The sequence below is a fragment of the Pseudophaeobacter sp. TrK17 genome (assembly GCF_042192375.1).
In the GTDB taxonomy this organism is placed as follows: domain Bacteria; phylum Pseudomonadota; class Alphaproteobacteria; order Rhodobacterales; family Rhodobacteraceae; genus Pseudophaeobacter.
On the sequence record NZ_CP071700.1, the window covers coordinates 2,666,849 to 2,690,580 of the forward strand.

The 23,732-nt window shown below is 57.8% G+C and carries 16 protein-coding genes and 3 tRNA genes; 7 read left to right on the forward strand and 12 right to left on the reverse strand.

Annotation, left to right across the window (positions count from 1 at the left end):
- Positions 1 to 14 precede the first annotated feature (14 nt).
- The 3 genes from JZI28_RS12600 to prfB all read right to left on the reverse strand — a co-directional run bounded on the left by JZI28_RS12600 (position 15) and on the right by prfB (position 3,902).
- The gene (locus JZI28_RS12600; RefSeq protein ID WP_375697815.1) at positions 15 to 986 is read right to left on the reverse strand and encodes an IS481 family transposase; all 972 of its coding nucleotides are present in this window, start codon (positions 984 to 986) and stop codon (positions 15 to 17) included.
- Between the two features lie 96 nt (positions 987 to 1,082).
- A complete protein-coding gene (locus tag JZI28_RS12605; protein WP_375697816.1) occupies positions 1,083 to 2,480 on the reverse strand; it encodes an amidase in 1,398 nt (465 codons plus the stop codon).
- A 297-nt stretch (positions 2,481 to 2,777) separates the two neighbouring features.
- On the reverse strand, positions 2,778 to 3,902 hold the full coding sequence (gene prfB / locus JZI28_RS12610; protein ID WP_297339482.1) for a peptide chain release factor 2: 1,125 nt from the start codon (positions 3,900 to 3,902) through the stop codon (positions 2,778 to 2,780).
- 330 nt (positions 3,903 to 4,232) lie between these two features.
- Between prfB and JZI28_RS12615 the strand changes: the two genes are divergently transcribed.
- Positions 4,233 to 6,074 (forward strand): Hint domain-containing protein, encoded by a 1,842-nt coding sequence (locus JZI28_RS12615; protein WP_375697817.1) that lies wholly within the window; start codon positions 4,233 to 4,235, stop codon positions 6,072 to 6,074.
- A gap of 66 nt (positions 6,075 to 6,140) precedes the next feature.
- Here JZI28_RS12615 and JZI28_RS12620 read toward each other — a convergent pair whose 3' ends face one another.
- The 3 genes from JZI28_RS12620 to JZI28_RS12630 all read right to left on the reverse strand — a co-directional run bounded on the left by JZI28_RS12620 (position 6,141) and on the right by JZI28_RS12630 (position 11,359).
- On the reverse strand, positions 6,141 to 8,645 hold the full coding sequence (locus JZI28_RS12620; protein ID WP_375697818.1) for a penicillin-binding protein 1A: 2,505 nt from the start codon (positions 8,643 to 8,645) through the stop codon (positions 6,141 to 6,143).
- A 241-nt stretch (positions 8,646 to 8,886) separates the two neighbouring features.
- Positions 8,887 to 10,122 (reverse strand): N-acetylmuramoyl-L-alanine amidase, encoded by a 1,236-nt coding sequence (locus tag JZI28_RS12625; protein WP_375697819.1) that lies wholly within the window; start codon positions 10,120 to 10,122, stop codon positions 8,887 to 8,889.
- A 91-nt stretch (positions 10,123 to 10,213) separates the two neighbouring features.
- Entirely contained in the window at positions 10,214 to 11,359 is a 1,146-nt protein-coding gene (locus JZI28_RS12630) for a pyridoxal phosphate-dependent aminotransferase (protein ID WP_375697820.1), read from the reverse strand.
- On the opposite strand from JZI28_RS12630, the gene JZI28_RS12635 reads away from it, so the two are divergent.
- Both JZI28_RS12635 and JZI28_RS12640 read left to right on the forward strand, forming a co-directional pair.
- Complete coding sequence (locus tag JZI28_RS12635) at positions 11,358 to 12,734, forward strand: M48 family metalloprotease (protein ID WP_297339487.1); 1,377 nt, start codon at positions 11,358 to 11,360, stop codon at positions 12,732 to 12,734. The two genes, JZI28_RS12630 and JZI28_RS12635, sit on opposite strands and share 2 nt — an antisense overlap.
- Entirely contained in the window at positions 12,731 to 13,501 is a 771-nt protein-coding gene (locus JZI28_RS12640; protein WP_375697821.1) for a DsbA family protein, read from the forward strand. Before JZI28_RS12635 ends, JZI28_RS12640 begins: the two co-directional genes overlap by 4 nt.
- A gap of 91 nt (positions 13,502 to 13,592) precedes the next feature.
- Here JZI28_RS12640 and ispG read toward each other — a convergent pair whose 3' ends face one another.
- From ispG to hemA, 3 genes are all read right to left on the reverse strand, one after another.
- Entirely contained in the window at positions 13,593 to 14,723 is a 1,131-nt protein-coding gene (gene ispG / locus JZI28_RS12645) for a flavodoxin-dependent (E)-4-hydroxy-3-methylbut-2-enyl-diphosphate synthase (RefSeq protein WP_295450012.1), read from the reverse strand.
- A gap of 170 nt (positions 14,724 to 14,893) precedes the next feature.
- Complete coding sequence (locus JZI28_RS12650; RefSeq protein WP_297339490.1) at positions 14,894 to 16,108, reverse strand: RodZ domain-containing protein; 1,215 nt, start codon at positions 16,106 to 16,108, stop codon at positions 14,894 to 14,896.
- A 130-nt stretch (positions 16,109 to 16,238) separates the two neighbouring features.
- Complete coding sequence (hemA, locus tag JZI28_RS12655; protein ID WP_375697822.1) at positions 16,239 to 17,462, reverse strand: 5-aminolevulinate synthase; 1,224 nt, start codon at positions 17,460 to 17,462, stop codon at positions 16,239 to 16,241.
- A gap of 526 nt (positions 17,463 to 17,988) precedes the next feature.
- Here hemA and JZI28_RS12660 point away from each other — a divergent pair.
- Positions 17,989 to 19,377 (forward strand): M20/M25/M40 family metallo-hydrolase, encoded by a 1,389-nt coding sequence (locus tag JZI28_RS12660; RefSeq protein WP_375697823.1) that lies wholly within the window; start codon positions 17,989 to 17,991, stop codon positions 19,375 to 19,377.
- Positions 19,378 to 19,585: 208 nt separating this feature from the next.
- Positions 19,586 to 19,807, forward strand: coding sequence for a hypothetical protein (locus JZI28_RS12665; protein WP_295450023.1), 222 nt, complete (start codon positions 19,586 to 19,588; stop codon positions 19,805 to 19,807).
- Between the two features lie 172 nt (positions 19,808 to 19,979).
- On the opposite strand, the gene JZI28_RS12670 is transcribed toward JZI28_RS12665, so the two are convergent.
- The 3 genes from JZI28_RS12670 to JZI28_RS12680 form a co-directional block, all read right to left on the reverse strand.
- A tRNA-Asp gene (locus tag JZI28_RS12670) sits at positions 19,980 to 20,056 on the reverse strand.
- Between the two features lie 46 nt (positions 20,057 to 20,102).
- A tRNA-Asp gene (locus JZI28_RS12675) sits at positions 20,103 to 20,179 on the reverse strand.
- Positions 20,180 to 20,272: 93 nt separating this feature from the next.
- Positions 20,273 to 20,349 (reverse strand) — tRNA-Asp (locus JZI28_RS12680).
- Between the two features lie 787 nt (positions 20,350 to 21,136).
- Between JZI28_RS12680 and JZI28_RS12685 the strand changes: the two genes are divergently transcribed.
- Entirely contained in the window at positions 21,137 to 22,108 is a 972-nt protein-coding gene (locus JZI28_RS12685) for an IS481 family transposase (RefSeq protein WP_375697815.1), read from the forward strand.
- Positions 22,109 to 22,372: 264 nt separating this feature from the next.
- Positions 22,373 to 23,731 (forward strand): oligosaccharide flippase family protein, encoded by a 1,359-nt coding sequence (locus tag JZI28_RS12690; protein ID WP_375697824.1) that lies wholly within the window; start codon positions 22,373 to 22,375, stop codon positions 23,729 to 23,731.
- Position 23,732: the final 1 nt, after the last annotated feature.

A 23,732-nucleotide genomic window follows, 5' to 3' on the forward strand; every position in this document is an offset into this window, starting at 1 on the left:
TGTTCTGTTTTCCCCTACGTGTCACATCCCGGACGGTAGTATGGCAGTTTGTTGAACAGTTCTGGTTTGAGTTTGTGCCAGTGCTTCATCGCTTGCAAGGGCGTCTTGCTGCCCAAGGCTGATTGCGGAAGCTGTTGGTTGTAGAGCCAAACATAGCGGTGCAGCGTGGTCTCCAGTTCTTCGCCTGATCGGAAGTGGTGGCTTTGCAGCACGTCTTCGATGCGACCGTTGAAGCGCTCGACCATGCCGTTTGTTTGGGGCGATCTTTGCGGCGTCAGACGGTGTTCGATGTCCAGTTCGGCGCAGAGCTTGTCGAAATCATGTTTTCCGCTTTGTTCGCGCTTGCGCAGGCCAAAGAGACGGTCGGAGAACTCCTTTCCATTGTCTGTGAGTATGGTTCGGATGCGAAGTGGGCAAGCCCGCTCTAGATCACGCAAAAAGCGGCGCGCGTTGGCCGCTGTCTTGCTGCTGTAGATACGGATAAAAACCCAGCGTGTAGCCCGATCAATGGCAACAAACAGATACCGGCGGGAAGTTTGATCAGCCATCTGTGGCAGGTACTTCACGTCGATATGCAGATATCCCGGCTCGTATGCCTTGAAGGCGCTCTGCTTTGGGCGGGCGGCCTTTGGCTTAAGATCGCGCAGGTTGCCGACCCCATGCCGCCGCAGACACCGAGCCAGTCCAGAGCGCGAGACGTCCGGGTTCAGAAACTCCCGCACCACGGCCAGCAGGTCATCCAGCGACACTAGCAGCATCTTGCGCAGCGCAACCACAACGGCCTCCTGAGCAGGCGTCAACGTCGTTTGCAGCCGATGAGCGGTATGGCTACGGTCATGGACACTGTCGCGCTTGCGCCATTTCCAAACTGTCTGTTCGGTTGTGCCAAAACGCTCAGCCAGAACCCATGCAGGCTCGTCGCTCGCCTGGATGGCAGCCCGTATCTTAGGCGTTGTTGTCGCTTGGTTATGAAGATGGATCAGCATTAAGCGCCCTCCCGAATGTCACCGAAAACCGATCTTGCCATGAAAAATGCGGACCGGCGAAAATCTATGTGATCGTCCGGAATGGAACAACTAGGATCACCCCAGGGGCGGCGGGGCGTTCTGTGGCAGCAGGCTGGCTTGATGATAGCCCTGCCCCAGCGCCAGAAGGTTTTGATCCTGTCCCTGCGCCGCAAAGATCTGCACCCCCATAGGCAGCCCGGTTTGGCCAAAACCGGCAGGAACCGCCAGACAGGGCAGCCCCAGCAGGCTGACCGGTGTCACAACCTGCATCCAACGGTGATAGCTGTCCATCGCGACGCCATTGATGTCACGCGGATAGTCCAGATCCAGCGCAAAGGGCCAGACCTGCGCCGATGGCAAAACCAGCGCATCATAGCTCTGAAACAGCTCCGTGGCCCGGCGCTGCCAATCAGAGCGCAGATCCGAGGCCTGCTGTATCTGCTGGGCGCTAAAGGACAGGCCCCGGTCCAATTCCCAGATCGCCGTCTCTTTCAGGCTTGTCCGCTGCCCGTCAAAGGCGCGCAGGCCGGCAGCCACCGCAAAAGACCGCAGGGTAATCCAGGACTCCCAGATCTGCTCTGCGGAAAATGGTGCAGGCACAGTTTCGACCCGGTGACCGAGGTTGCGCAGATGCGCCAGGGCCTGTTCGCTGGTCTCTAAAATCCCAGGCTCCATCGGCAAGGCCCCACCCCAATCGCCCAGCCAGCCAATACGCATCGGCGCGGGCTCTGGGAGCGGCAGCATTGTCTCGCGGCTTCGCGACAGCGGTTGGCGCGGATCAGGGCCGGACATCACATCCAGCAACAAGGCAAGGTCTTCTGGGCTGCGTGCCATCGGGCCTGCGGTTGCCAGCTGGTGCAGAAACAGGTCCCCGGTTGGTTCTGACGGGATCATGCCCCAGGTCGGGCGAAAGCCGTAGACATTGTTCCAGCCCGCAGGGTTGCGCAGGGATCCCATCATGTCAGAGCCATCGGCCAATGCGACCAGCCCGGCAGACAGCGCCACCGCAGCCCCGCCAGAGGATCCGCCACAGCTACGGTCTGTGTCGAACGGATTGCGGGTGGCGCCATAAACAGGGTTGAACGTATGGGAGCCCAGGCCAAACTCTGGCGTATTGGTTTTGCCAATAAAAATGGCCCCGGCGGCGCGCAGACGCGCCACAAAAAGTTCATCCTGCTGCGGCACAAAATCCCTGAACATGGGCGAGCCTTGGGTAAAGGCTATGCCTTTGACATTGGCCAGATCCTTAATCGCCATTGGCAAACCATGCAGTGCGCCGCGGGATTTGGCCTGATCAGCGGCAGCGGCTTCGGCCATCAGAACATCCCGGTCACGCAGGGCGACAATGGCATTCAGCTGCGGATTGATCGCATCAATCCGGTCCAGGGTTTCCTGCATCACCTGCACCGCGCTAAGCGCACCACTGCGCAGCTGTGTCACCAGCTCCAGCGCCGATCCAAAGGGGTCATACATGAAAATGCTCCTGCTATACTTATGGATCAGCCTAGCGCTGGAATTTACGTCTGAAAAGCTGCACCCAAGGCTAACCTTTTCATTCGCCTGGAAAAACGACTTTATCTGGCGGAAAATCCACCACCACTCACCCAGATCAGTGGCTACACCCTAAAAATCAGACAGGCAGGTAGACGGGCAGGTAGACAGGCACACAAGCAACAAAAAGGGTGCAGGGTTTCTCCCTGCACCCGGACCTGTGTTCTTTGCCCCTTTTGAATGACGCCTTGTTTGCAAAACAAGGCACCCAAAACAGCTTTAGTCGCCCTGCGCTTGCGAACGGCTTTTGCCGGCGACATTCATCGCCAGCGTCGCTGCCATAAACCCATCCAGATCCCCGTCGAGCACACCTTTGGTGTCAGAGGTCTCGTGGCTGGTACGTAGATCTTTGACCATTTGGTACGGCTGCAACACATACGACCGGATCTGGCTGCCCCAGCCTGCATCGCCCTTGTTTTCATGGGCCTCGTTGATGGCCGCGTTACGGCGGTCCAGCTCTTGCTGATACAGCCGGGATTTCAGCGCTTTCATCGCAATGTCGCGGTTTTGGTGCTGTGACTTCTCTGACGAGGTCACCACAATACCGGTGGGGTGGTGGGTGATCCGGACCGCCGAGTCGGTGGTGTTTACGTGCTGACCACCCGCCCCGGACGACCGGTAGGTATCAATGCGAATATCCGCCGGGTTCACTTCAATCTCGATATTGTCGTCCACCACCGGGTAGACCCAGACCGAACAAAAAGACGTATGGCGTTTGGCGGCAGAATCAAAAGGCGAGATCCGCACCAGGCGATGCACACCGCTTTCGGATTTCAGCCAGCCATAGGCATTATGCCCGGTGATCTTATAGGCGGCGGATTTAATGCCAGCTTCTTCGCCCGCACTTTCGGATTGCAGCTCGACCTTGTAGCCTTTTTTCTCAGCCCAGCGCACATACATCCGCGCCAGCATCGAGGCCCAGTCGCAGCTCTCGGTGCCACCGGCGCCCGAGTTGATCTCAAGGAAGGTGTCATTGCTGTCGGCCTCCCCATCCAGCAAGGCTTCCAGCTCCTTCTCGGCAGCAGAAACCTGCAGCGTTTTCAGGGCCTCTTCGGCGTCGGAGATGACCTCTTGGTCCTCCTCCATCTCGCCCAGTTCAATAAGTTCAATATTATCGGCCAGGTCTTGCTTGATGCCCTTGTAGGTGTCGATCGCATCAACCAGATTTTGACGCTCGCGCATCAGCTTTTGCGCCGCCTCGGCGTCATCCCACAGGTTAGGGTCCTCGACGCGGGCGTTGAATTCTTCCAGCCGGTACTCTGCTGTTTCCCAATTCAGACGCTGGGCCAGAAGCTCCAGAGATTTCTCGATCTCGGCCACGGTATTTTGGGTCTCAGCGCGCATGTGATGTCCTTGAACTTACGTATCAAGCAAGGGTGATAGACCACAGAGCCCTTGCGAGCAAGCCGGGCTGCGGACAAAGCCGCGACTGCCGCAACCGCACCGGATCGCCCTCTGTGGCTGACACCTCGTTAAAAGTTGAAGCAAAAACTTCCCCCGAGAAACCCCCGAGAAACCCTAGGGAAATTTTTCACACCTATGGATGATCTGGTTCCCTACAGGACATCTATGTGCCGATCTGGACCAATCAGCACCGCTCCGGAATGACGCCGCACCACTAACAGTTCAGGAAGCCGTAAAGGCGGCTCTCTGAATCAACAAAGGAATACCAACGTGCCCTCTGGTTATTTAGTCTCGCTTGGCGATAGCGCCCTGAACTCAGGAGATACCATTTCCGGCGGTTATACCGCCTTTACGACGGATCAGGCACTTGGTTCCGGCACCTGGACCTGGAGCGGCAGTTCCGGTGGCACCACCTACACCAACGAGACCGAACCCGGCACCTACGCCCTGGGCGATGATGGCAACGTCTATTTCACCCCGGATGCCGGGCCGGTTGGCACCATTAGCTCTGCCTCTGCAACCAACCCTCCCTCTTATACCTCTTCCGAGGGCACCGTCGACGGCACGGATTCGGATGACTATATTTTGGCAACCCACACGGATGCCGACGGCGACAGCATGAACGACGGGATCGGCGGTGGCGCTTCTGGAAATGGCGACACTGTGCTGGCGGGCGCTGGGAACGACACGGTCTTTGGCGCGGGCGGCGATGATTCACTAGTCGGCGGCACAGGAAACGACTCGCTTCATGGCCAGGATGGCGATGATACCCTGGAGGGGGGCAGCGGCGCGGACCACCTGAGTGGCGGCACCGGGCTCGACTATGCGGATTATTCCAACTCCGCGGAGGCTGTGGACGTAAACCTGGCAACGGGTGCGGCCAGTGGCGGCGATGCGGCTGGTGATACCTATTCCGGTATTGACGGCGTCATCGGCACGGATGGCAACGACACGATTGTCGGCTTTGACAACGAAGGCACCAGCGCGGGTGACACCTACACCAATGATTTCTATGGCGGCGACGGCGATGACTACATGGATGGGGCCGGCGGGCGCGATACATTGCATGGAGACGCAGGCGACGACACCCTGCTTGGGGGCGCGGGCGACGACCGCATTCTTGGCGGCGACGGTGCTGACAGCATTCTTGGCGGTAGTGGCGACGACACGCTGGATGGCAACGCGGGTCATGATACAATGTCCGGCGGCACTGGCAGCGATCTTATGTCAGGTGGCGCGGGCAAGGACCAGATTGCGGCAGCAAAGGGGGATACCGTCTTTGGCGGCGATGATCAGGATACCTTTACCCTTGTCGATCTGGGTGAAACCGGCGATGCAGGTATTGTCATTGATGGCAATGAAGGCGGCACCGATTGGGACACGCTGGATCTTGGTGGATTAATAGATCGCAGCACGCTGGATGTCACCACAACAGAAGATGGCACCATGAGCGGAACCGCCACCTTGCTGGATGGTTCTAGTCTGACATTTTCCAATATTGAAAAAATCATCTGCTTTGCTGCCGGCACCAGAATCTCCACCGCTGCCGGGGCGGTCCCGGTTGACGAGCTGGCCCAGGGAGATCTGGTCCTTACCCGTGACAATGGCTTTCAGCCGGTGCGCTGGGTGGGCAAAACAACTGTTCCGGCGATGGGAGACTGGGCCCCGATCCGCATTCAGGCAGGGACACTTGGCACCAGCCGTGATCTTCTGGTGTCGCCACAGCACCGCATGCTGCTCACCGGGGCGACGACGCGGATGCTGTTTGACACCAATGAGGTTCTGTCGGCGGCGCATCACCTGGTCAACGATCACTGCATTCGCCGCCAGCCGGGTGGCATGATCACCTATGTTCACCTGCTGCTGGATCAGCATGAGATTATCTATGCGGAGAACTGTCCCACCGAGAGCTTCTTTCCCGGCGATCAGGCGCTTGAGGCCCTAGGCCCACCGGCCCTGTTTAGCCTGTTTGATTGTATGCCTGAGCTGCGTGGCCACCCCCTGGGCTTTGGCCCCACAGCGCGCCACTGTCTCACCCGGCGAGAAACTCTGGCTTTGATGGCCACGGCCCCCGCGACATCGCCGGAAACACCTGCTCCGCCCCTGGGATAAAAAACGTTATCCTTCCCCCGAAGCTTCCTTTAGCTGCGACGCGAAGCGAGTGCACAGTTTCAGCGCCTAATACTGGCCGCCTGATGTGACAGTGCCAAAGGTGGCCTTTGGTCCCAGAACTGCGGTGCCGCCGCTAGAGGTGGTCACCTGACGGCCAGATTGCTGCACCTCTTCCAATAGCGGCAGATCAGACCCCATCGCAAAACCGCCGTCAAAAGCCAAACCAAAGATGGGCTCAGCCCCGTCGCGGAAATACTCGGCCACCACATAGGCGCCGGAAGCACTGTCGGGCAGGCGTGCACCAGTATAGCGGTCGATCTTTATAAAATGACCACCCTCGGGCACTTCAAAGGGTCCACCGCCAAATTTCTCGGTGGCCACCTTCATGAACTGCTGGAACACCGGACCACACATGGTGCCGCCATAGGCGCCCCGCCCCATCGGACGGGGTTGGTCAAACCCCATGTAGCAGCCCGCGACAATATTGGAGGTAAAGCCCACAAACCAGACATCGCGGGAATCATTGGTTGTCCCGGTCTTGCCTGCGGTGGGAACCGGCAGGTTGATCACACTGGAGGCGGTGCCCCGCTCCACCACGCCCCGCATCATCGAGCTCAGCTGATAGGCGGTGATTGGATCCATTACCTGTTCGCGGTCCGTGGCGATACGGGGCGCTTGCCCGGCTGGCAGGCCTGGCGAGGCGCAATCGACGCAGTCGCGATCATCATGGCGATAGATCGTGCGCCCATAGCGATCCTGCACCCGGTCCACCAAGGTTGGCTGCACCCGCTCGCCGCCATTGGCGAACATCGCATAGGCCGCCACCATCTTGTACAGCGTGGTTTCTTCTGCACCCAAGGAGTTGGCCAGGAAGGTGCCCATATTGTCGTAGACCCCAAAGCGTTCAGCATACCCCGCGACAACCGGCATACCGACCTCTTGTGCCAGACGAATGGTCATCAGGTTCCGGCTCCGCTCGATGCCGGTGCGCAGGGGCGTTGGTCCATAGAATTTATTCGATGAGTTCTTGGGACGCCACAGCCCCTGTGGGGTGTTGATCTCGATTGGCGCATCAATAACGATGGTCGCCGGGCTATAGCCACTGTCCAGGGCCGCCGCATAAACAAAAGGTTTAAAGCTGGAGCCCGGCTGGCGTTGCGCCTGTGTTGCGCGGTTGAACACGGAATCCTGATAGGAAAATCCACCCTGCATCGCCAGAACCCGGCCGGTGTTCACATCCATCGCCACAAAGCCACCCTGCACCTCGGGCACCTGACGCAGCGACCAATGCTTAATGCTGCCGTCATCCGCCGTAGCAGCGCGCACCAGCACCACATCGCCACGGGTGATGTTGTCCTTAAAGCTGCCCTTCATCCATTTGATGTCATCGCGCGGCACTGCACCGGTGCCGGTCTGTTCCTCGACGCCAACAATAAGGGCCTTGTCACCGACCTCTAGTGCCACAGCCGGATACCATTTACCGCCCAGCGTAATATCGCGGGGGACCTCGGCCTGTGCCAGGGCTTCGCGCCAGCTTGCCTCATCCGCCAGCACTTCCTCTTCCAGGGTAACGCCGGTGCCGATCCAGACCCCACGCGAACGGTCATATTTTTGCAATCCCGTGCGCAGCGCATCGGCCGCCTCGGTTTGCATCTCGGCATCAATGGTCGCGCGCACCGACAGGCCGCCCGTAAAGAACTCGCCTTCGCCAAAGTTCTCAGACAGCTGGCGGCGGATTTCATCAGTAAAATAATCACGGGGCGGCAGGGTGGTGCGGAAACTGGGGAAGTCCCCATTCTGCACCGAGCGCAGCGGCTGCTGGACTTCGACTTTATAAACGGCGTCGGAGATGTAGCCGTTTTCAAACATTTCCCGCAGCACATAGTCGCGCCGTTCCTTCAGCCGCGCCTTACCTCGCACCGGATGGAATTTCCCCGGCGCCTTGGGCATCGAGGCCAGCGTCGCCGCCTCATGGGGTGCCAGCTCACCCAGGGTCTTGTTGAAATAGCTCTGCGCCGCTGCCGTCACCCCGTAGGAGTTCTGCCCGAGGAAAATCTCATTGAGATAGAGCTCAAGGATCTGATCCTTGTTCAGCGTCTCCTCCAGCCGGGTGGCAAGGATGATCTCTTTGACCTTGCGCGCTGCCTTACGGTCGCCGGACAGCAGGAAGTTTTTCATCACCTGCTGGGTGATCGTCGACGCCCCGCGCACGTTATCCCCGCGCGAGCGCACCGCCTCAACTGCGGCGGCGGCAATACCACGGGCATCATAGCCATTGTGGGAATAGAAATTCTTGTCCTCAGCCGAGATAAACGCCTGTTTCACCAAATCCGGGATCTCCGCCGAAGGTGTGAACAGGCGCCGTTCCTTGGCAAATTCATCAATCATCCGCCCCTCGCCAGAATAAATCCGGCTGATGGTTGGTGGCTGATACTGCGACAGGGATTCATGACTGGGAAGGTCACGCCCATAGATCCAGAAAATCGCTCCCAGTGTCAGCGCAACCATGGCAATGCCCAGGGTTACGGTGCTGAAGATCGAACCAAAGAAGGATAGAATAAACCTGAGCACGGATGCTGCCTTTCTCGCGGGGTGCCGCCTATATAGGAGGGAGACGGCCTGGGGTCAAAAGCGGAAACAGCGGAAAGATGCCGTCACAGGGGAAAAAACGCCTTGCAATGCCCCTCGGGTCTTTGCCTTTTCTCTTCAAACCCTGCAACCACCGGAAACAAAAAAAGACCTGCAGAGCCCGCTACGTCTGTCGCAGGTCTGTCGCAGGGCTGTCATCAGGTCTGACGACAGCGCATTTGGCCTATTGGCGTACCAGAGCGCGACGCGCGTCATCCGCTATCCGCCAATCAATCAGACCTTTCAGCATCGCAGTTGCGGTTTGCCGGCGCCAATCAGGATCTTGCAGATTGGCCAGGTCGCGGGGGCTGGACAAAAACCCGACCTCCACCAGAACTGATGGGATATCGGCGGATTTCAGCACCGAAAACCCGGCAGATCGCAACGGCTTACGATTAAGCGGCCCGCCCTGCTCCTTCAGCCCGGTAACCAAGGCCCGTGCCAGGGCTTCGCTGCGGGGCTGGGTTTCCTGTCGCGCCAGATCCAGCATCACCCCGGCAACCAGATCATCTGTGTGGCTCAGGTCGGTGCCCGACAGCAGATCGGCGCGATCATGGCGCTCTGCCAGGCTGGCCGAGGCCGCATCCGTGGCCTCTTGCGATAGGGTGTAGACGGTGGAGCCATGGGCGTGCCCTTGGGTCAGCGAATCCGCATGTAAGGAAATAAACAAATCCGCTCCGGCCTGATGCGCCAGCGCGGTGCGCCGCTCAAGCGAGACAAAATAATCCCCATCCCGGGTGACCTGAACCGCAAACTGACCCGAGCGCACCAAAACCTCGCCCAGCTCCAGCGCAAACTGCAGCATCAGATCTTTTTCGACGACGCCGTTCGCAGCCTTGGCCCCAGGATCAATACCACCATGCCCCGGATCCAGCACCACCAGCAGCGGCGCGTTTTCATCCCGGTGCGGCGCGACGTCCAAAACCTGTGGCGCGGGCAAATCCCAACGGGCATCCTGCGGCGCGCCCGCCGCTTTGGCAAAATCTTCTGCTGTGCTGGCCTGCAAGTCCAGCTTGAGCACCGCAGCCGCGGTCACCGGATCGACCTCCAGCGCCGCCGCGGCAACCACCATCGGTTCAGAGAGTTCCAGCACCAACCGCGACCAGCCGGGCACATAGGTGCCAAATTGCACCGAGGCCACAGCCTCGCCGCTCAAAAATGCTTCCGGGTCGAGCCCGCTCCAGTCGACCTCCTGAAAGTCCAGCACCAGGCGAGCGGGCTCATCCAGGGTGAACAGCCGATACGGCACCCCCTGGCTCAGCCCCAATTGAAGGGTCGCGCCGTCACCAGTATCGCTGATCTGCGAGACCTCGCTGGTGACGCGTGCCAGGCCGCTAAATTCCTGCGCTGAGGCCAAAGACCCCATAGCGCATAGCCCGCCCAACCAAAGGGCCGTCACCGCCGCGTTCAATCTGCCCATGTACTGCCCCTGCCCTGTGTTTATGGCTTTGTCCTATCCTAGCCGCCGCGCGGAGGAGAGATCAAACTGCCTGCCTAACCGTTTGCATCTTTCAGCCACGCGCCGCCATGAAGGCCTTGAGCCGGGAAAGGCCCTCTTTGATATCCGCCGTGCCGCGTGCATAGGAAAACCGCAGCGTCGTGGCGCCGCGGACCGGATCAAAATCCAGACCCGGCGTCACAGCTACACCCGCCTTTTCAAGGATTTCAGCGGCAAAGCTGCGGCTGTCTGTGGTCAGATCAGACACATCGGCATAGACATAAAAGGCACCATCCGGTGGCGCGATCTTGTCAAAGCCAGCTGCAGGCAACCCCTCCAGCATCAGCTGGCGATTGCGGGCATAAACCGCAAGGTTTTCGCGCATCTCATCTTGGCAATCAAGCGCCGCAAGGGCTGCGACCTGGCTGGCATGTGGGGCACAGATAAACATATTCTGCGCCAGCCGTTCGATCACCCGCACTTGATCTTCGGGCACCACCATCCAGCCAACCCGCCAGCCGGTCATGGAAAAGAACTTGGAAAAGGAGTTGATCACATAGCAATCATCCGTCAGCTCCAGCGCGGTGACCGCCTTGGCCTCATATTCCAGGCCGTGGTAGATCTCATCCGAAATAAAAGACGCGTCCTGCGCCCGCGCCGCGTCGATGAGGCTGCCCATTGCCCCGCAATCAAGCATCGTGCCCGTGGGATTGCCCGGCGACGCCACCATCAGCCCGTCCAGGTTCAGCCCCTCAAGATCAGCGGCCACCGGCTGCAGCCGGTTTTCCGGCGCGGTTTCGACATCAACAGGGGTCAGCCCCAGCGCCGACAGGATCTGACGATAGGAAGGATAGCCCGGCGCGCCAATGCCGACCCGGTCGCCGCTGTCGAACAGGGCGGTAAAGCCCAGTAGAAAAGCGCCGGAGGACCCTGGCGTAACCACCACCCGGTCCGGGTTCAGATCAACATTATACCATTCGCCATACAGCCGTGCGATACGGCGTCGCAGGGCAGGCAAACCCAGCGCCACGGTATAGCCCAGACTATTGTCCTCCAGCGCATCCGCCAGAGCCCGCCGCGCCGCCATCGGCGCCCCGGTCGAGGGCTGCCCCACCTCCATATGGATAATGTGGCGCCCCTGCTCTTCGGCCTGGCGGGCTGCCTCCATCACATCCATCACAATGAAGGGATCGACGTTTGATCTGCTTGAGTTTCGCATGATGATCTCCCATGGTGCGCGCATGACTTTTGACCGTTTCTCTCGGCTGGCGTCAATCCCGGCCGTGGTGTTTTGCCTGCTCGTCTATACCGCCACCTGTGTCCAGGCGGCGACGATCACGCTATTGCGGGATGCGGATATCGAACAGGGCCTGTCCAGGCTGGCCGCCCCTGTGCTGCGCGCCGCTGGTCTGAACGCAAAACGCCTGCGCATTCTGGTGGTGAATGACTCCCAGTTTAATGCCTTTGTTCTGGACAGCCGTGCAATTTTTATCAACTACGGCCTGATCCTAAAGGTCTCCAGCCCTGAAATGCTGCAGGCGGTGATTGCCCATGAGGCGGCCCATATTACCAATGGGCACATCGCCCGAAGAATGCAAAACTTGCAATCCGCCGGCACCGCTGCCGGGCTGGGTCTGGCCCTTGCCGCCCTGGCCGCTGCTGCAGGCGCCGGTGAGGCCGCAGGCGGCATCGCCATTGGCACACAGACCTCTGCCTTGCGGGGATTTCTGTCCCATACCCGTGCCGAAGAATCCTCGGCGGATCGCGCCGCCGCACGCTACCTCAAGGCGGCTGGCATTGATCCACAGGGACTGGTGGACCTGCACAAGATTTTTGCCGGCCAGGAAGTGCTCAGCGCCGCGCACCAGGATCCCTACATGCGCTCGCACCCCTTAAGCCGGGACCGGATCCGCGCCGCCGAGGCCTTTGTGACCTCCCATGGCCGCGTGAGCGCCCCTGACCCTCAGGACGAGTATTGGTTTGCCCGCATACGCGGCAAGCTCTCTGCCTTCAAACGCGCCCCCAAATGGAGCCTGCGCCGTGCCAAGGAAGAGCCGCACAGGGATATTCGCCTGATGCGTGAGGCCATTGCCTACCATCGACGCAGGGACCTACAAAAGGCGCTGCGCGGCATTAATGGCGCCCTCTCTATCCGCCCCAATGATGCCTTCTACCATGAACTCAAAGGTCAAATTCTGTTTGAAAACCGCCGCTGGAACGCGGCCAAAAACAGCTTTGCCCGTGCGGTGCAACTTGCCGCTTCTGAACCTCTGGTTCTGGCCAGCTATGGGCGGGCGCAACTGGCCGCTGGTGCGGCAACTGCGGCCTTAAAAACAATGGAGAGGTCCCGCAGTCTGGATTTTCGCAATGCGCTGTTGTTGCGGGATATGTCACAGGCCTATGCCAAGACCGGACAAAACGGTATGGCAGCTTTGGTGACTGCCGAACGCTACGCTCTTGCCGGGCGTTTTGAAGATGCAGGCCTTCACGCAAAACGTGCAGTGGCGCTGCTGCCACGTGGCTCTGCCACCTGGCGCCGCGCGCAGGATGTTGTGCTGGCCTATGAACAAAGTCAAAAAAGGAAACGACGATGAAACCTCTTTCGCGCATGGCCACCGGGGTCGCAACTGCTGCGGCGCTCGCTTTGGGCAGCCTTCCGGCGCAGGCCTTTGAACTGGGTGCAATGACCGCAGAGGAACGCGCGGCCTTTGGGGCCGAAGTGCGGGCCTATCTGATGGAACACCCCGAGGTGATCCTGGAGGCTGTCAATCTGCTGGAACAGCAACAAGCAGCAGACGAGGCCAACCGGGATGTGGCCATGGTCGCCGCCAATTTGGAAGAGCTGCACAACGATGGCTATTCCTGGGTCGGTGGCAACCCTGAGGGCGATATTACCCTGGTTGAATTTATGGATTACCGCTGTGGCTACTGCCGCAAAGCGGCACCAGAAGTTGCCAAGCTCCTTCAGGCTGACGGAAATATCCGGCTCATCGTCAAAGAATTCCCCATTCTGGGAGAGGCCTCGGTCTTTGCCTCCCGGTTTGCGGTTGCCACAAAACAGGTGGCCGGGGATGAGGCCTATGAACAGGTCCATGACGCGCTGATTGAAATAAGCAGCGAATTGAATGAGGTCACCCTGCGCCGCTTGGCCGAAGGGCTGTCGATCGACGCGGATGCCATTTTGGCCGCGATGGATTCCGATGACGTCACCGATGAGCTGCGCCGCACCCGCGATCTGGCTCAGAACCTGGCCATTTCCGGCACACCGACCTTTGTACTCGGCAACCAACTGCTGCGGGGATATCTGCCTGCGGATCAGATGAAAATCCTGGTGGATGAACAGCGCGAAGAAAACAGCTGATCTAACCGGACAAACAAAACAAACAAGGGCGCCTAAACTGGCGCCCTTTTGCATGTGGAGACAGGCCCGCCTGGGCCAACTGGGAGCGGGATCAGTCCCCCGCGGCCTCCAGCGCCTCTTTGGCGGCGATCTCAGAAGCCTTTTTCTCCACCTCTTCGACGATGTGATCCACCATGGCTTCGTTGCTCATCTTGTGGCTGGCCTTGCCTGCCAGATAGACCATGCCAGAGCCGGCACCGCCGCCGGTAAAGCCGACATCGGTCATCAGCGCCTCACCTGGTCCGTTGACCACGCAGCCGATGATCGACAGGCTGAGCGGCGTGTGGATGTGGGCAAGCCGCTGTTCCAGCGCCTCGACGGTTTTGATCACATCAAACCCCTGTCGCGCGCAGGAGGGGCAGGAGATAATATTGACGCCGCGATGACGCAGCCCCAGAGATTTGAGGATCTCAAAACCCACTTTCACCTCTTCGACCGGATCCGCCGAGAGGCTGACGCGCAGGGTGTCGCCAATGCCCATCCACAACAACTGGCCCAGCCCGATGGCTGATTTGATGGTACCGGACACAAAGCCGCCGGCCTCGGTCACCCCAATATGGATTGGTGCGTCGGTGGCATCGGCCAATTGCTGATAGGCGGTGGCGGTCATAAAGACATCGGACGCCTTGAGGGAGATCTTGAAATTGTGGAAATCATGATCCTCAAGGATCTTGATGTGGTCCAGACCACTTTCAACCATGGCGGCGGGACAGGGCTCACCATATTTTTCCAGCAGGTGTTTTTCCAATGAGCCGGCGTTGACGCCAATACGGATGGCACAGTCATGATCGCGCGCCGCCTTGATCACCTCGGCCACCCGTTTTTCATCGCCAATATTGCCGGGATTGATCCGCAGGCAGGCCGCGCCCGCCTCGGCGGCCTCGATGCCACGTTTGTAGTGAAAATGGATATCCGCAACAATGGGGACCGGGCTTTCGGCGACAATCTCTTTCAAGGCTTTGGAGGAGGCCTCATCCGGCACCGAGACCCGCACCAGATCGGCCCCAGCCTCGGCTGCGGCCTGAACCTGGGCAATGGTGGCCGCAATATCCGTGGTCAGCGTATTGGTCATGGTCTGCACCGCGATGGGAGCATCCCCGCCAATGGGGACCTTACCGACATGGATCTGACGGCTTTTGCGGCGCTCAATATTGCGCCAGGGGCGAATGTGATTCATCGACATGCAGGCTGATCCCGGTTGACCCTCGTTGGGGTTTAACTAAGGGCTCTGCACTGGCGCTGCAATGGGTGGGAGCCTACCACCCCCACAACAGACGGGTTTTCTTTCTGCGGGAAGATGTCAACGCAGGGCAGATCGGCGGTAGCCGCCAATATAGCCGGGTTTTATGGTCTCTACTCAGAGGCAGGCTGGGTTTGCAGGGCCGCAACCATAGTTGCAAGGGCGCTGTTTTTCCCGTCGCTCAAATCGGCAACCTCAAAGCGGTCCAAGACGCCATCCACCGATAGATCGACATTTTTGCTTACCTGACCACGGTTGCCAACCGGACCAAAATGATCACCATTGACAGCAAAATAGATTGCGCCGCTTTCGCCGGTGCGCAGCTTAGGCGCCTCTTCTGTCAGCGGAACCGAGAAACTGTCGCCTGCATTCATGATGGCTTCAAAGATAACAGAGCCATCTGCAGCAGTGACCTGCACCCAAGAGGGACGCACGGCCACCATTTCGACGCCAGGCGATACGGGTTCAACAACCTGTGGAACTGCCAGTCCAGCTGGTTCTGACGACGACAGGCTTGCCTCTGCCAGTGTAAAGCTGGGCAATTCCGGCACGGCAAAATTGCCAAGGCTACCAGGGTTCAGCGTCGCAATAGGCGCGTCGCGCGCTACCAGAACCGGCACATCCAGCGCCTGTGGGCGATACAGACGGTCCAGCGCGGCCGCCGCGATATCTGTTTCATCCACAGAAACGGACGACGCATCGGAACTGCGCCGCGCGCCCTGAAGCGGGTCAACATCGGCCAAAACCAGTGGCGTTTGCTCAACTGGCGCAAATTGCACCTGCTGCACTTCTTTCAGGATGCTCAAACCGCCGTATCCAATCCCGGCGATCAATCCCACCAGCACCATCAGCGAACCAATGGCACGTGGTTCAATCTGGGCAAAAACACCACTCGCTGCGGGGGCAAAAGGCGTCGTTGGCGACGTGAAGGCACCGTTTCCCAACCCACCACGAGTGGTAATCGGAGCGGCAACCACCTTGCGCGAAGAGGCCTCGGAAGACATGCCATGGGCAACGGCAAAGCCGCTTTCGCGGCAGAAGGTATCAAAGGCGACTTCGGGATCCATATTGAGATACCGCGCATAAGACCGCACATAGCCCGCGATGAAACCGGGTGTATCAAAAACGGAAGGATCTGAATTTTCAATTGCGGCTATATAGGACGCCTTGATGCGGAGCTCGCGCTGAACGTCCAGAAGGGATTTCCCCATGGTCGCCCGTTCGCCACGCATCATATCACCGAGGCGCAACTCATAGTCATCAAAACTCTTCGGAGCTGAGATTTGCTCATGCTCCTTCGACTTGCGCAAAGTGAGGCGCCTAATCATGCCCGCTGTCCCATCATAGCCTGCCGCATTCGACATCTTCGGCGCTAAACGAATCACCCCGCGATTCGTTCGCACCTTTTCATTAATGGAAATATAACACACTCAAGTGTTTTGAACACAAATCTGTGCTCTAGCCCGCCAATTCGGCACGATTTAGCGCACAATGCGACCAAAGACTGTCCATCGCCTGTACCAGGTGGTCGACTTCGGAGGGGCCATGGACGGGTGACGGCGTAAACCGCAGCCGTTCGGTACCGCGTGGCACGGTGGGGAAATTGATCGGCTGCACGTAAAGGCCGAACTCGGAGAGCAGCATATCGCTGAGCTTTTTGGTGTGAACAGGATCGCCGACAATTACCGGAACGATATGGCTGCCGTGATCAATAATTGGCAGTCCCAGACCTTTCAGGCGCAGTTTCAGAGCCTTGGCCAGTTCCTGGTGTTTCTCACGCAGTTCTGGGTGCTCTTTCAGATAGGCCACAGAGGCCGCCGCCCCAGCTGCAACCGCAGGGGACAAGGATGTGGTGAAGATAAAGCCCGGCGCATAGGAGCGAATCGCGTCGCACATTTTTGCTGAGGCCGCAATATATCCGCCCATGACGCCAAAGGCCTTGGCCAGAGTTCCGTTAATAATGTCGATGCGATGGGCCAGATTGTCCCGTTCGGCAACGCCACCACCACGAGGGCCGTACAAACCCACGGCATGGACCTCGTCGATATAGGTCAGGGCGCCAAATTCATCCGCCAGATCGCAGATTTCTTCAATTGGGCCAAAATCACCATCCATCGAATACACAGATTCAAAGGCGATCAGTTTGGGCGCAGCAGGATCGTCCGCTTCCAGCAGTTCCCGCAGATGCGCAACGTCATTGTGGCGGAACACCCGCTTGTCGCCGCCATTCCGGCGCACCCCTTCGATCATCGAGGCATGGTTCAACGCGTCAGAATAAATGATCAGGCCCGGAAACAATTTTGGCAGCGTCGAAAGCGTCGCATCATTGGCGATATAGGCAGAGGTGAACAGCAGCGCCGCCTCTTTGTCGTGCAGATCCGCCAGTTCGGCCTCCAGACGTTTATGATAAACCGTGGTGCCGGAAATATTGCGGGTGCCGCCAGAACCCGCGCCGGTGGCATCGATGGCCTCATGCATGGCCTGCAACACAACCGGGTTCTGCCCCATTCCGAGATAGTCGTTGCCGCACCAAACCGTGATATCCTGGCTGCCGCCGTCAGGGCGCGTCCAGACCGCATGGGGAAACTGGCCATTCTTACGTTCAATGTCGATAAAGGTGCGGTAGCGTCCCTCTTCGTGCAGACGATCAATGGCGGCATCAAGTTTCGCGGAATAGTCCACCGGCTTCTCCATAGCTATCTAAGGCGCCGATCGTTAAGCAGCGCGGGCTGTGTATATGTCACGCAGTTTGCAGGTCGCTGACCCATTCGCATTCGTGAATGAGTAACAAATGCGCACTCTTATATCAACCGGATACGCACCGCAGCCCTGCACTACTTTGATACAGGTCAAATAGACCTATAACCAAAGATCGACAAGAAGCCCCGCGCCCCCTTTACCGCCATTTGCGCCACATGGGCTGCGACAAATGGTAGGCTTGCTGCCTATTGGAAACCCAATCCCCGCTGCTGCGCCCAATGATCCGGGGCATTTCCGCGGGATAGCAGCCCTAGAATTTGGCGCAATCCAGGGCAAAACTAGGGGATTCGCGCCCCCTTATCAGGTCGGCGATGGCTGAAAATAGCGCCGCCCCCTTTCTGACAGAATCCGCTCCCGTTTATCCCCCGCGCAGATCTGGCCCCCCGCCTGGGAGGCTGCTAGGGTCCGATCAATCGAAACTTTGACACCCTATTTGCCGGAGACCCGAATGTCGCTCAACGACGTGCTTGACCGAATTGATACAGACCTGGACGCCGCGACCCAGCGGCTGCTGGAGCTTTTGCGAATCCAGTCCATTTCCACTGACCCCGCCTATAAGGCAGAATGTGACAAGGCAGCCGACTGGCTGGTTTCGGACCTGAACAGCATTGGCATCAAAGCCGAAAAACGCCCCACCCCCGGTCACCCCATGGTGGTGGGCCACATCGGTGAGGACAATACAGATGCCCCACATGTGCTGTTTTACGGCCACTATGATGTGCAGCCCGTTGACCCGCTGAACCTGTGGAAAACAGCACCCTTTGAGCCCCAGCTGGAAGAGACCGAAAACGGCACGGTGATCCGGGGCCGCGGCGCTTCGGATGACAAAGGCCAGCTGATGACCTTTGTCGAAGCTTGCCGTGCCTGGAAAGCCATTCATGGCACCCTGCCCTGCCGCATCACCTTCTTCTTTGAAGGCGAGGAAGAGAGCGGCTCTCCTTCGCTGATCCCCTTCATGCAAGAGCACGCGGCAGAGCTGAAAGCGGACCTGGCGCTGATCTGCGACACCTCGATGGTGTCACGCGGGGTGCCATCAATTTCGTCGCAGCTGCGCGGTATGCTGAAGGATGAATTCACTCTGGTCGGCCCACGGATTGATCTGCATTCCGGCCATTACGGCGGTCCCGGCCTCAACCCGCTGCGGGAAATGTCGCGTATCATTGCGTCGTTCTACAACGAGGAAACCGGCGCCGTTGCGGTTGATGGCTTTTATGAAGGTGTCGAAAAGGTTCCCGCCGAACTGCTGCGCCAATGGGAAGCATCGGGGTTTGAGGCCAAAGACTACCTCGACAATGCGGGCTACACCCAGGCCCATGGCGAAAAGGACTATTCCATCCTTGAGCAGCAATGGGCGCGCCCCACACTGGAAATCAACGGCATCTGGGGCGGCTACAATGGCGCCGGCTCCAAAACCGTGATCCCCTCCGAGGCCCATTGCAAGATCACCTGCCGTCTGGTGGGGGACATGGACCCGGATGCCCTGCGCACCAAGCTGCGCAAACACGTCGAGGCCCAACTGAAACCCGATTGCAAGGTCATCTGGGACAATGACATGGAAGGCTCGCGTGCCTCGGTGATGGATATCACCCGTCCTGAATTTGAAGCCGCGCGTGGTGCGCTCAGCGACGAATGGAACCGCGAAGCCGTGTTCTGCGGCATGGGTGGATCCATCCCGATTGCCGGATTTTTCAAATCCATTCTGGGTATGGAATCAATGCTGGTGGGATACGCCAATGAAGATGACGCCATCCATTCCCCAAATGAAAAATACGACCTCAAGAGCTTCCACAAAGGCACCCGTTCCTGGGCCCGCATCCTGGACGCCTTGACCAAGTAATCAAAGACGCGCAGGGGCTGGTGTCTAAACCGGCCCCTGCAAACAGGTGATCCGACACGAATTTGTCAGCTTGCCCTCGCAGAAACCAAATTCACGCGCGATATACGCTCTCCCTCTCCCGCCAGATCAACCTGCTTAAGACAAGTTTAGCCAGTTCTTGCGAGACTGCGCTGAACAGCACAGATCGATGCGAATGGAGAAACAGGTAATGCCACATAGCAAATACAAACGTCCCGCCGGCTTTGAAGGCATCCAGAGCGATCCAGAAGAAAGCTACCGTGCGGGCTATCAACATGGAGTGCGCGTATTGCTGCGCCACCTGGAAAGCGAACAGAAACTGGATATGGAGCGACTGACCAAATGGGTCAATTCCGATCTAACCGCCTGGCGCCATGACACTGAGGCAGAGCCAACTCCTCCCACCCCCTAAGAGGCGCGGGAATTTGCCGCCCCCTACATCAATAGATCGCCATACTGCAGCCCCTTCGGGGGCTGTTTGCCGTTTCGCAGGCGCGCATCCTTGGTCAGACCAGATCACGCTCACGCAACAGGAGTGGCCGATCTAGACATTCATAAGTTCAACACGTGATGAATGAGAAAAGTGGCGCGGTTGACGGGGCTCGAACCCGCGACCCCCGGCGTGACAGGCCGGTACTCTAACCAGCTGAGCTACAACCGCGCATCTATACCTTTTCAGGCACCCCAAGAGGGGCAAAGTGAAGAAGTGGCGCGGTTGACGGGGCTCGAACCCGCGACCCCCGGCGTGACAGGCCGGTACTCTAACCAGCTGAGCTACAACCGCGCATTTTCTTCATAGTGGTCTTGACCACCACCCTCATCCGAGGCGGCCCCATCCGGAGCGGGATTTGGTAGGTCCAAATCAGACAGGCAGCAGTGGCGCGGTTGACGGGGCTCGAACCCGCGACCCCCGGCGTGACAGGCCGGTACTCTAACCAGCTGAGCTACAACCGCGTGCTGCCCATCCAGCATCGCTGCTGAATGTTGGGCTGTAATATTCCCAGCGCTCGGGGATCGTCAAGCGGTGTTTTGGTATTTTCGCTGCTTTGGTCGAAAAAAATGGCAAAAACAATGTAACTATTTGATTTTCATCATTTCAAATAGTGCGCCCCGGCCGAAAAGGCATCCACCAAATCCGGCGCCCACCTGTGGCAGCCCTGTCCTGCCAGCATCGCGCGCACTTCACGGCCTGCCTGCAGCAGCAAAGCGGCTAAGGATGTGCAGGGGCGCCCACGGAGAAACAAAAAAGGAAGGGCCAAAGCCCCCCACGATGCAATGCTTAACGTTGACCGTGTGCCGCAACAGCGACTCACTGCTCGCTTGGATAGCTGTATCATACGGCCCCGCCAAGTACCGCAAGACACTGACCCGAAGGGGGAGACATTATACCTACCTTTTTTTGGGGGAGAGGTATGGTGGGTGATGAGAGGCTCCCACTCCCGACATCTTCGGTGTAATCAACACGCCTCTCGCTCAAGCCATTGATTTCAGGCAATAGAAGCGCTTTTCATCAATGAGTTTTCCACCACCCACGCAAGATATATCGGTTCAGCGCGGTTCACGGAACTTATGGGCACTTCGGTATAGAATTCAGATGGCTGCTCCTAGCCTATTCCGTTGAAAAACTCGCCCCAGTAGCCGCGTTGAATAGCTGTTCCATCCCGGACGATCACATAGATCCTCGCCGGTCCGCATTTTTCATGGCAAGATCGGTTTTCGGTGACATTCGGGAGGGCGCTTAATGCTGATCCATCTTCATAACCAAGCGACAACAACGCCTAAGATACGGGCTGCCATCCAGGCGAGCGACGAGCCTGCATGGGTTCTGGCTGAGCGTTTTGGCACAACCGAACAGACAGTTTGGAAATGGCGCAAGCGCGACAGTGTCCATGACCGTAGCCATACCGCTCATCGGCTGCAAACGACGTTGACGCCTGCTCAGGAGGCCGTTGTGGTTGCGCTGCGCAAGATGCTGCTAGTGTCGCTGGATGACCTGCTGGCCGTGGTGCGGGAGTTTCTGAACCCGGACGTCTCGCGCTCTGGACTGGCTCGGTGTCTGCGGCGGCATGGGGTCGGCAACCTGCGCGATCTTAAGCCAAAGGCCGCCCGCCCAAAGCAGAGCGCCTTCAAGGCATACGAGCCGGGATATCTGCATATCGACGTGAAGTACCTGCCACAGATGGCTGATCAAACTTCCCGCCGGTATCTGTTTGTTGCCATTGATCGGGCTACACGCTGGGTTTTTATCCGTATCTACAGCAGCAAGACAGCGGCCAACGCGCGCCGCTTTTTGCGTGATCTAGAGCGGGCTTGCCCACTTCGCATCCGAACCATACTCACAGACAATGGAAAGGAGTTCTCCGACCGTCTCTTTGGCCTGCGCAAGCGCGAACAAAGCGGAAAACATGATTTCGACAAGCTCTGCGCCGAACTGGACATCGAACACCGTCTGACGCCGCAAAGATCGCCCCAAACAAACGGCATGGTCGAGCGCTTCAACGGTCGCATCGAAGACGTGCTGCAAAGCCACCACTTCCGATCAGGCGAAGAACTGGAGACCACGCTGCACCGCTATGTTTGGCTCTACAACCAACAGCTTCCGCAATCAGCCTTGGGCAGCAAGACGCCCTTGCAAGCGATGAAGCACTGGCACAAACTCAAACCAGAACTGTTCAACAAACTGCCATACTACCGTCCGGGATGTGACACTTAGTACTGAGGCCGCAGAACAAGTCCCTTCAGAGAAACGGGAGATGTCTCAGGTACTGATTTGTGCAACAAGGCCGTATGCTCGGCGCATTCATGCAGGAGAATCTTCTAATTTTGACCTCCAGCCTTGTCAGCTCAGATCCGCGCAGTGAAATCACTGATAAGGGTACTCTCTAGAGCACGATTGTAGCCAAACTTGCGATGTCACACCGTCAAATCACGTCAAAAGGACCCCTAGGGTAATGGAAGTAACTCGAAACCTAATTCAATGCCGTTTAAAGAAATAATAAAGTCTCAAACACTGTCGGCACGTTTTTTGCGCAGCTCGGCTTGGTCGATAATAGGGTATGGCGGTGGTCAAGTTATCCGCTTCGCATCCAATCTCGTATTGACGAGGATCCTGTTCCCAGAAGATTTTGGTCTTATGGCGCTGGTGACCGTGTTCCTGGTCGGCCTCATGATGATCTCAGATGTGGGATTGTCTCCCTCTATTCAGCAGAGTCCTCGCGGCGATGACCCGGTATTTCTGGATACCGCTTGGACAATTCAAATTTTGCGCGGCCTGTTGCTTTGGGGAGCATGCTTTGTAATTGCCCCATTGGGAGCAAGGTTTTACGATTCAGAACATCTTTCTTTGATGTTACCTGTCGCTGGAATATCCTTACTTGTCGCTGGTTTCACTCCAACTCGAGTTGAGACTGCAAACAGGCATCTGAAAATTGGCGTGGTGACTTCTTTAGATATAACGGCGCAATTCCTTGCGTTCGTTGCCAATGTGGCGTTGGCATTAATACTGCAATCTGTTTGGGCGCTGGTCATTGGTACGGTTATTGGTGCAGGTGTGAGACTCTTCTTCATGGTGGCTTTCCTGCCGGGCCACAAGAACAGAATTAGATGGGAATCAAGCACTGCCACTGAGATTGTTACTTTTGGTCGGTGGATTTTTCTCAGTACGGTATGTGGTTTTTTACTAGTGCAGTCAGATAAAGCCATACTTGGAAAGTACATCGATTTGTCTCAGCTCGGAATTTATAATATTGGATTTTTTCTAGCTTCCGTGCCACAGGCCATGGCTGCAAGTTTGATGTCGCGCATCTTGATTCCTATTCATCGCGAGTGGAATCCACTTTTTTCTCATGAAAATTACACGCGGCTTAGAAAGACCCGTTTTGTCCTCACTTTCGTAACTTTGTCTCTCCAATGCGTGTTGGCCTGGTCTGGCATCTGGGTCGTGGATATATTGTATTCAGATCAATACTCTGCTGCCGGAGGTGTTCTGGTTGCAATCGCATGCATGAATACCCCTTACCTTACAGGTATGACGTACGATTACGCCGCACTCGCAGCGGGCGACTCTAAGGGAATGTTCTTTCTTCAGTTAATGAAAACAATCCTTCAGCTAACTCTTTTTTCAATAGGATTTTTCTCATTTGGCCTTGTTGGCGCGCTAGCTGGCGTGTGGCTATCGCAGCTCTTGTCACATATTTTTGTTGTCCGGCTGGCACGCAAGCATGGGGTCTGGGATTGGGGCCATGATCTTGTTTTCGGCCTTGTCGCCACATGCCTGTGCGCTATGGCGATTTATGTGCAAAGGGATGAGTTGCTTTTGCTCTTGGATTTTAACTAAT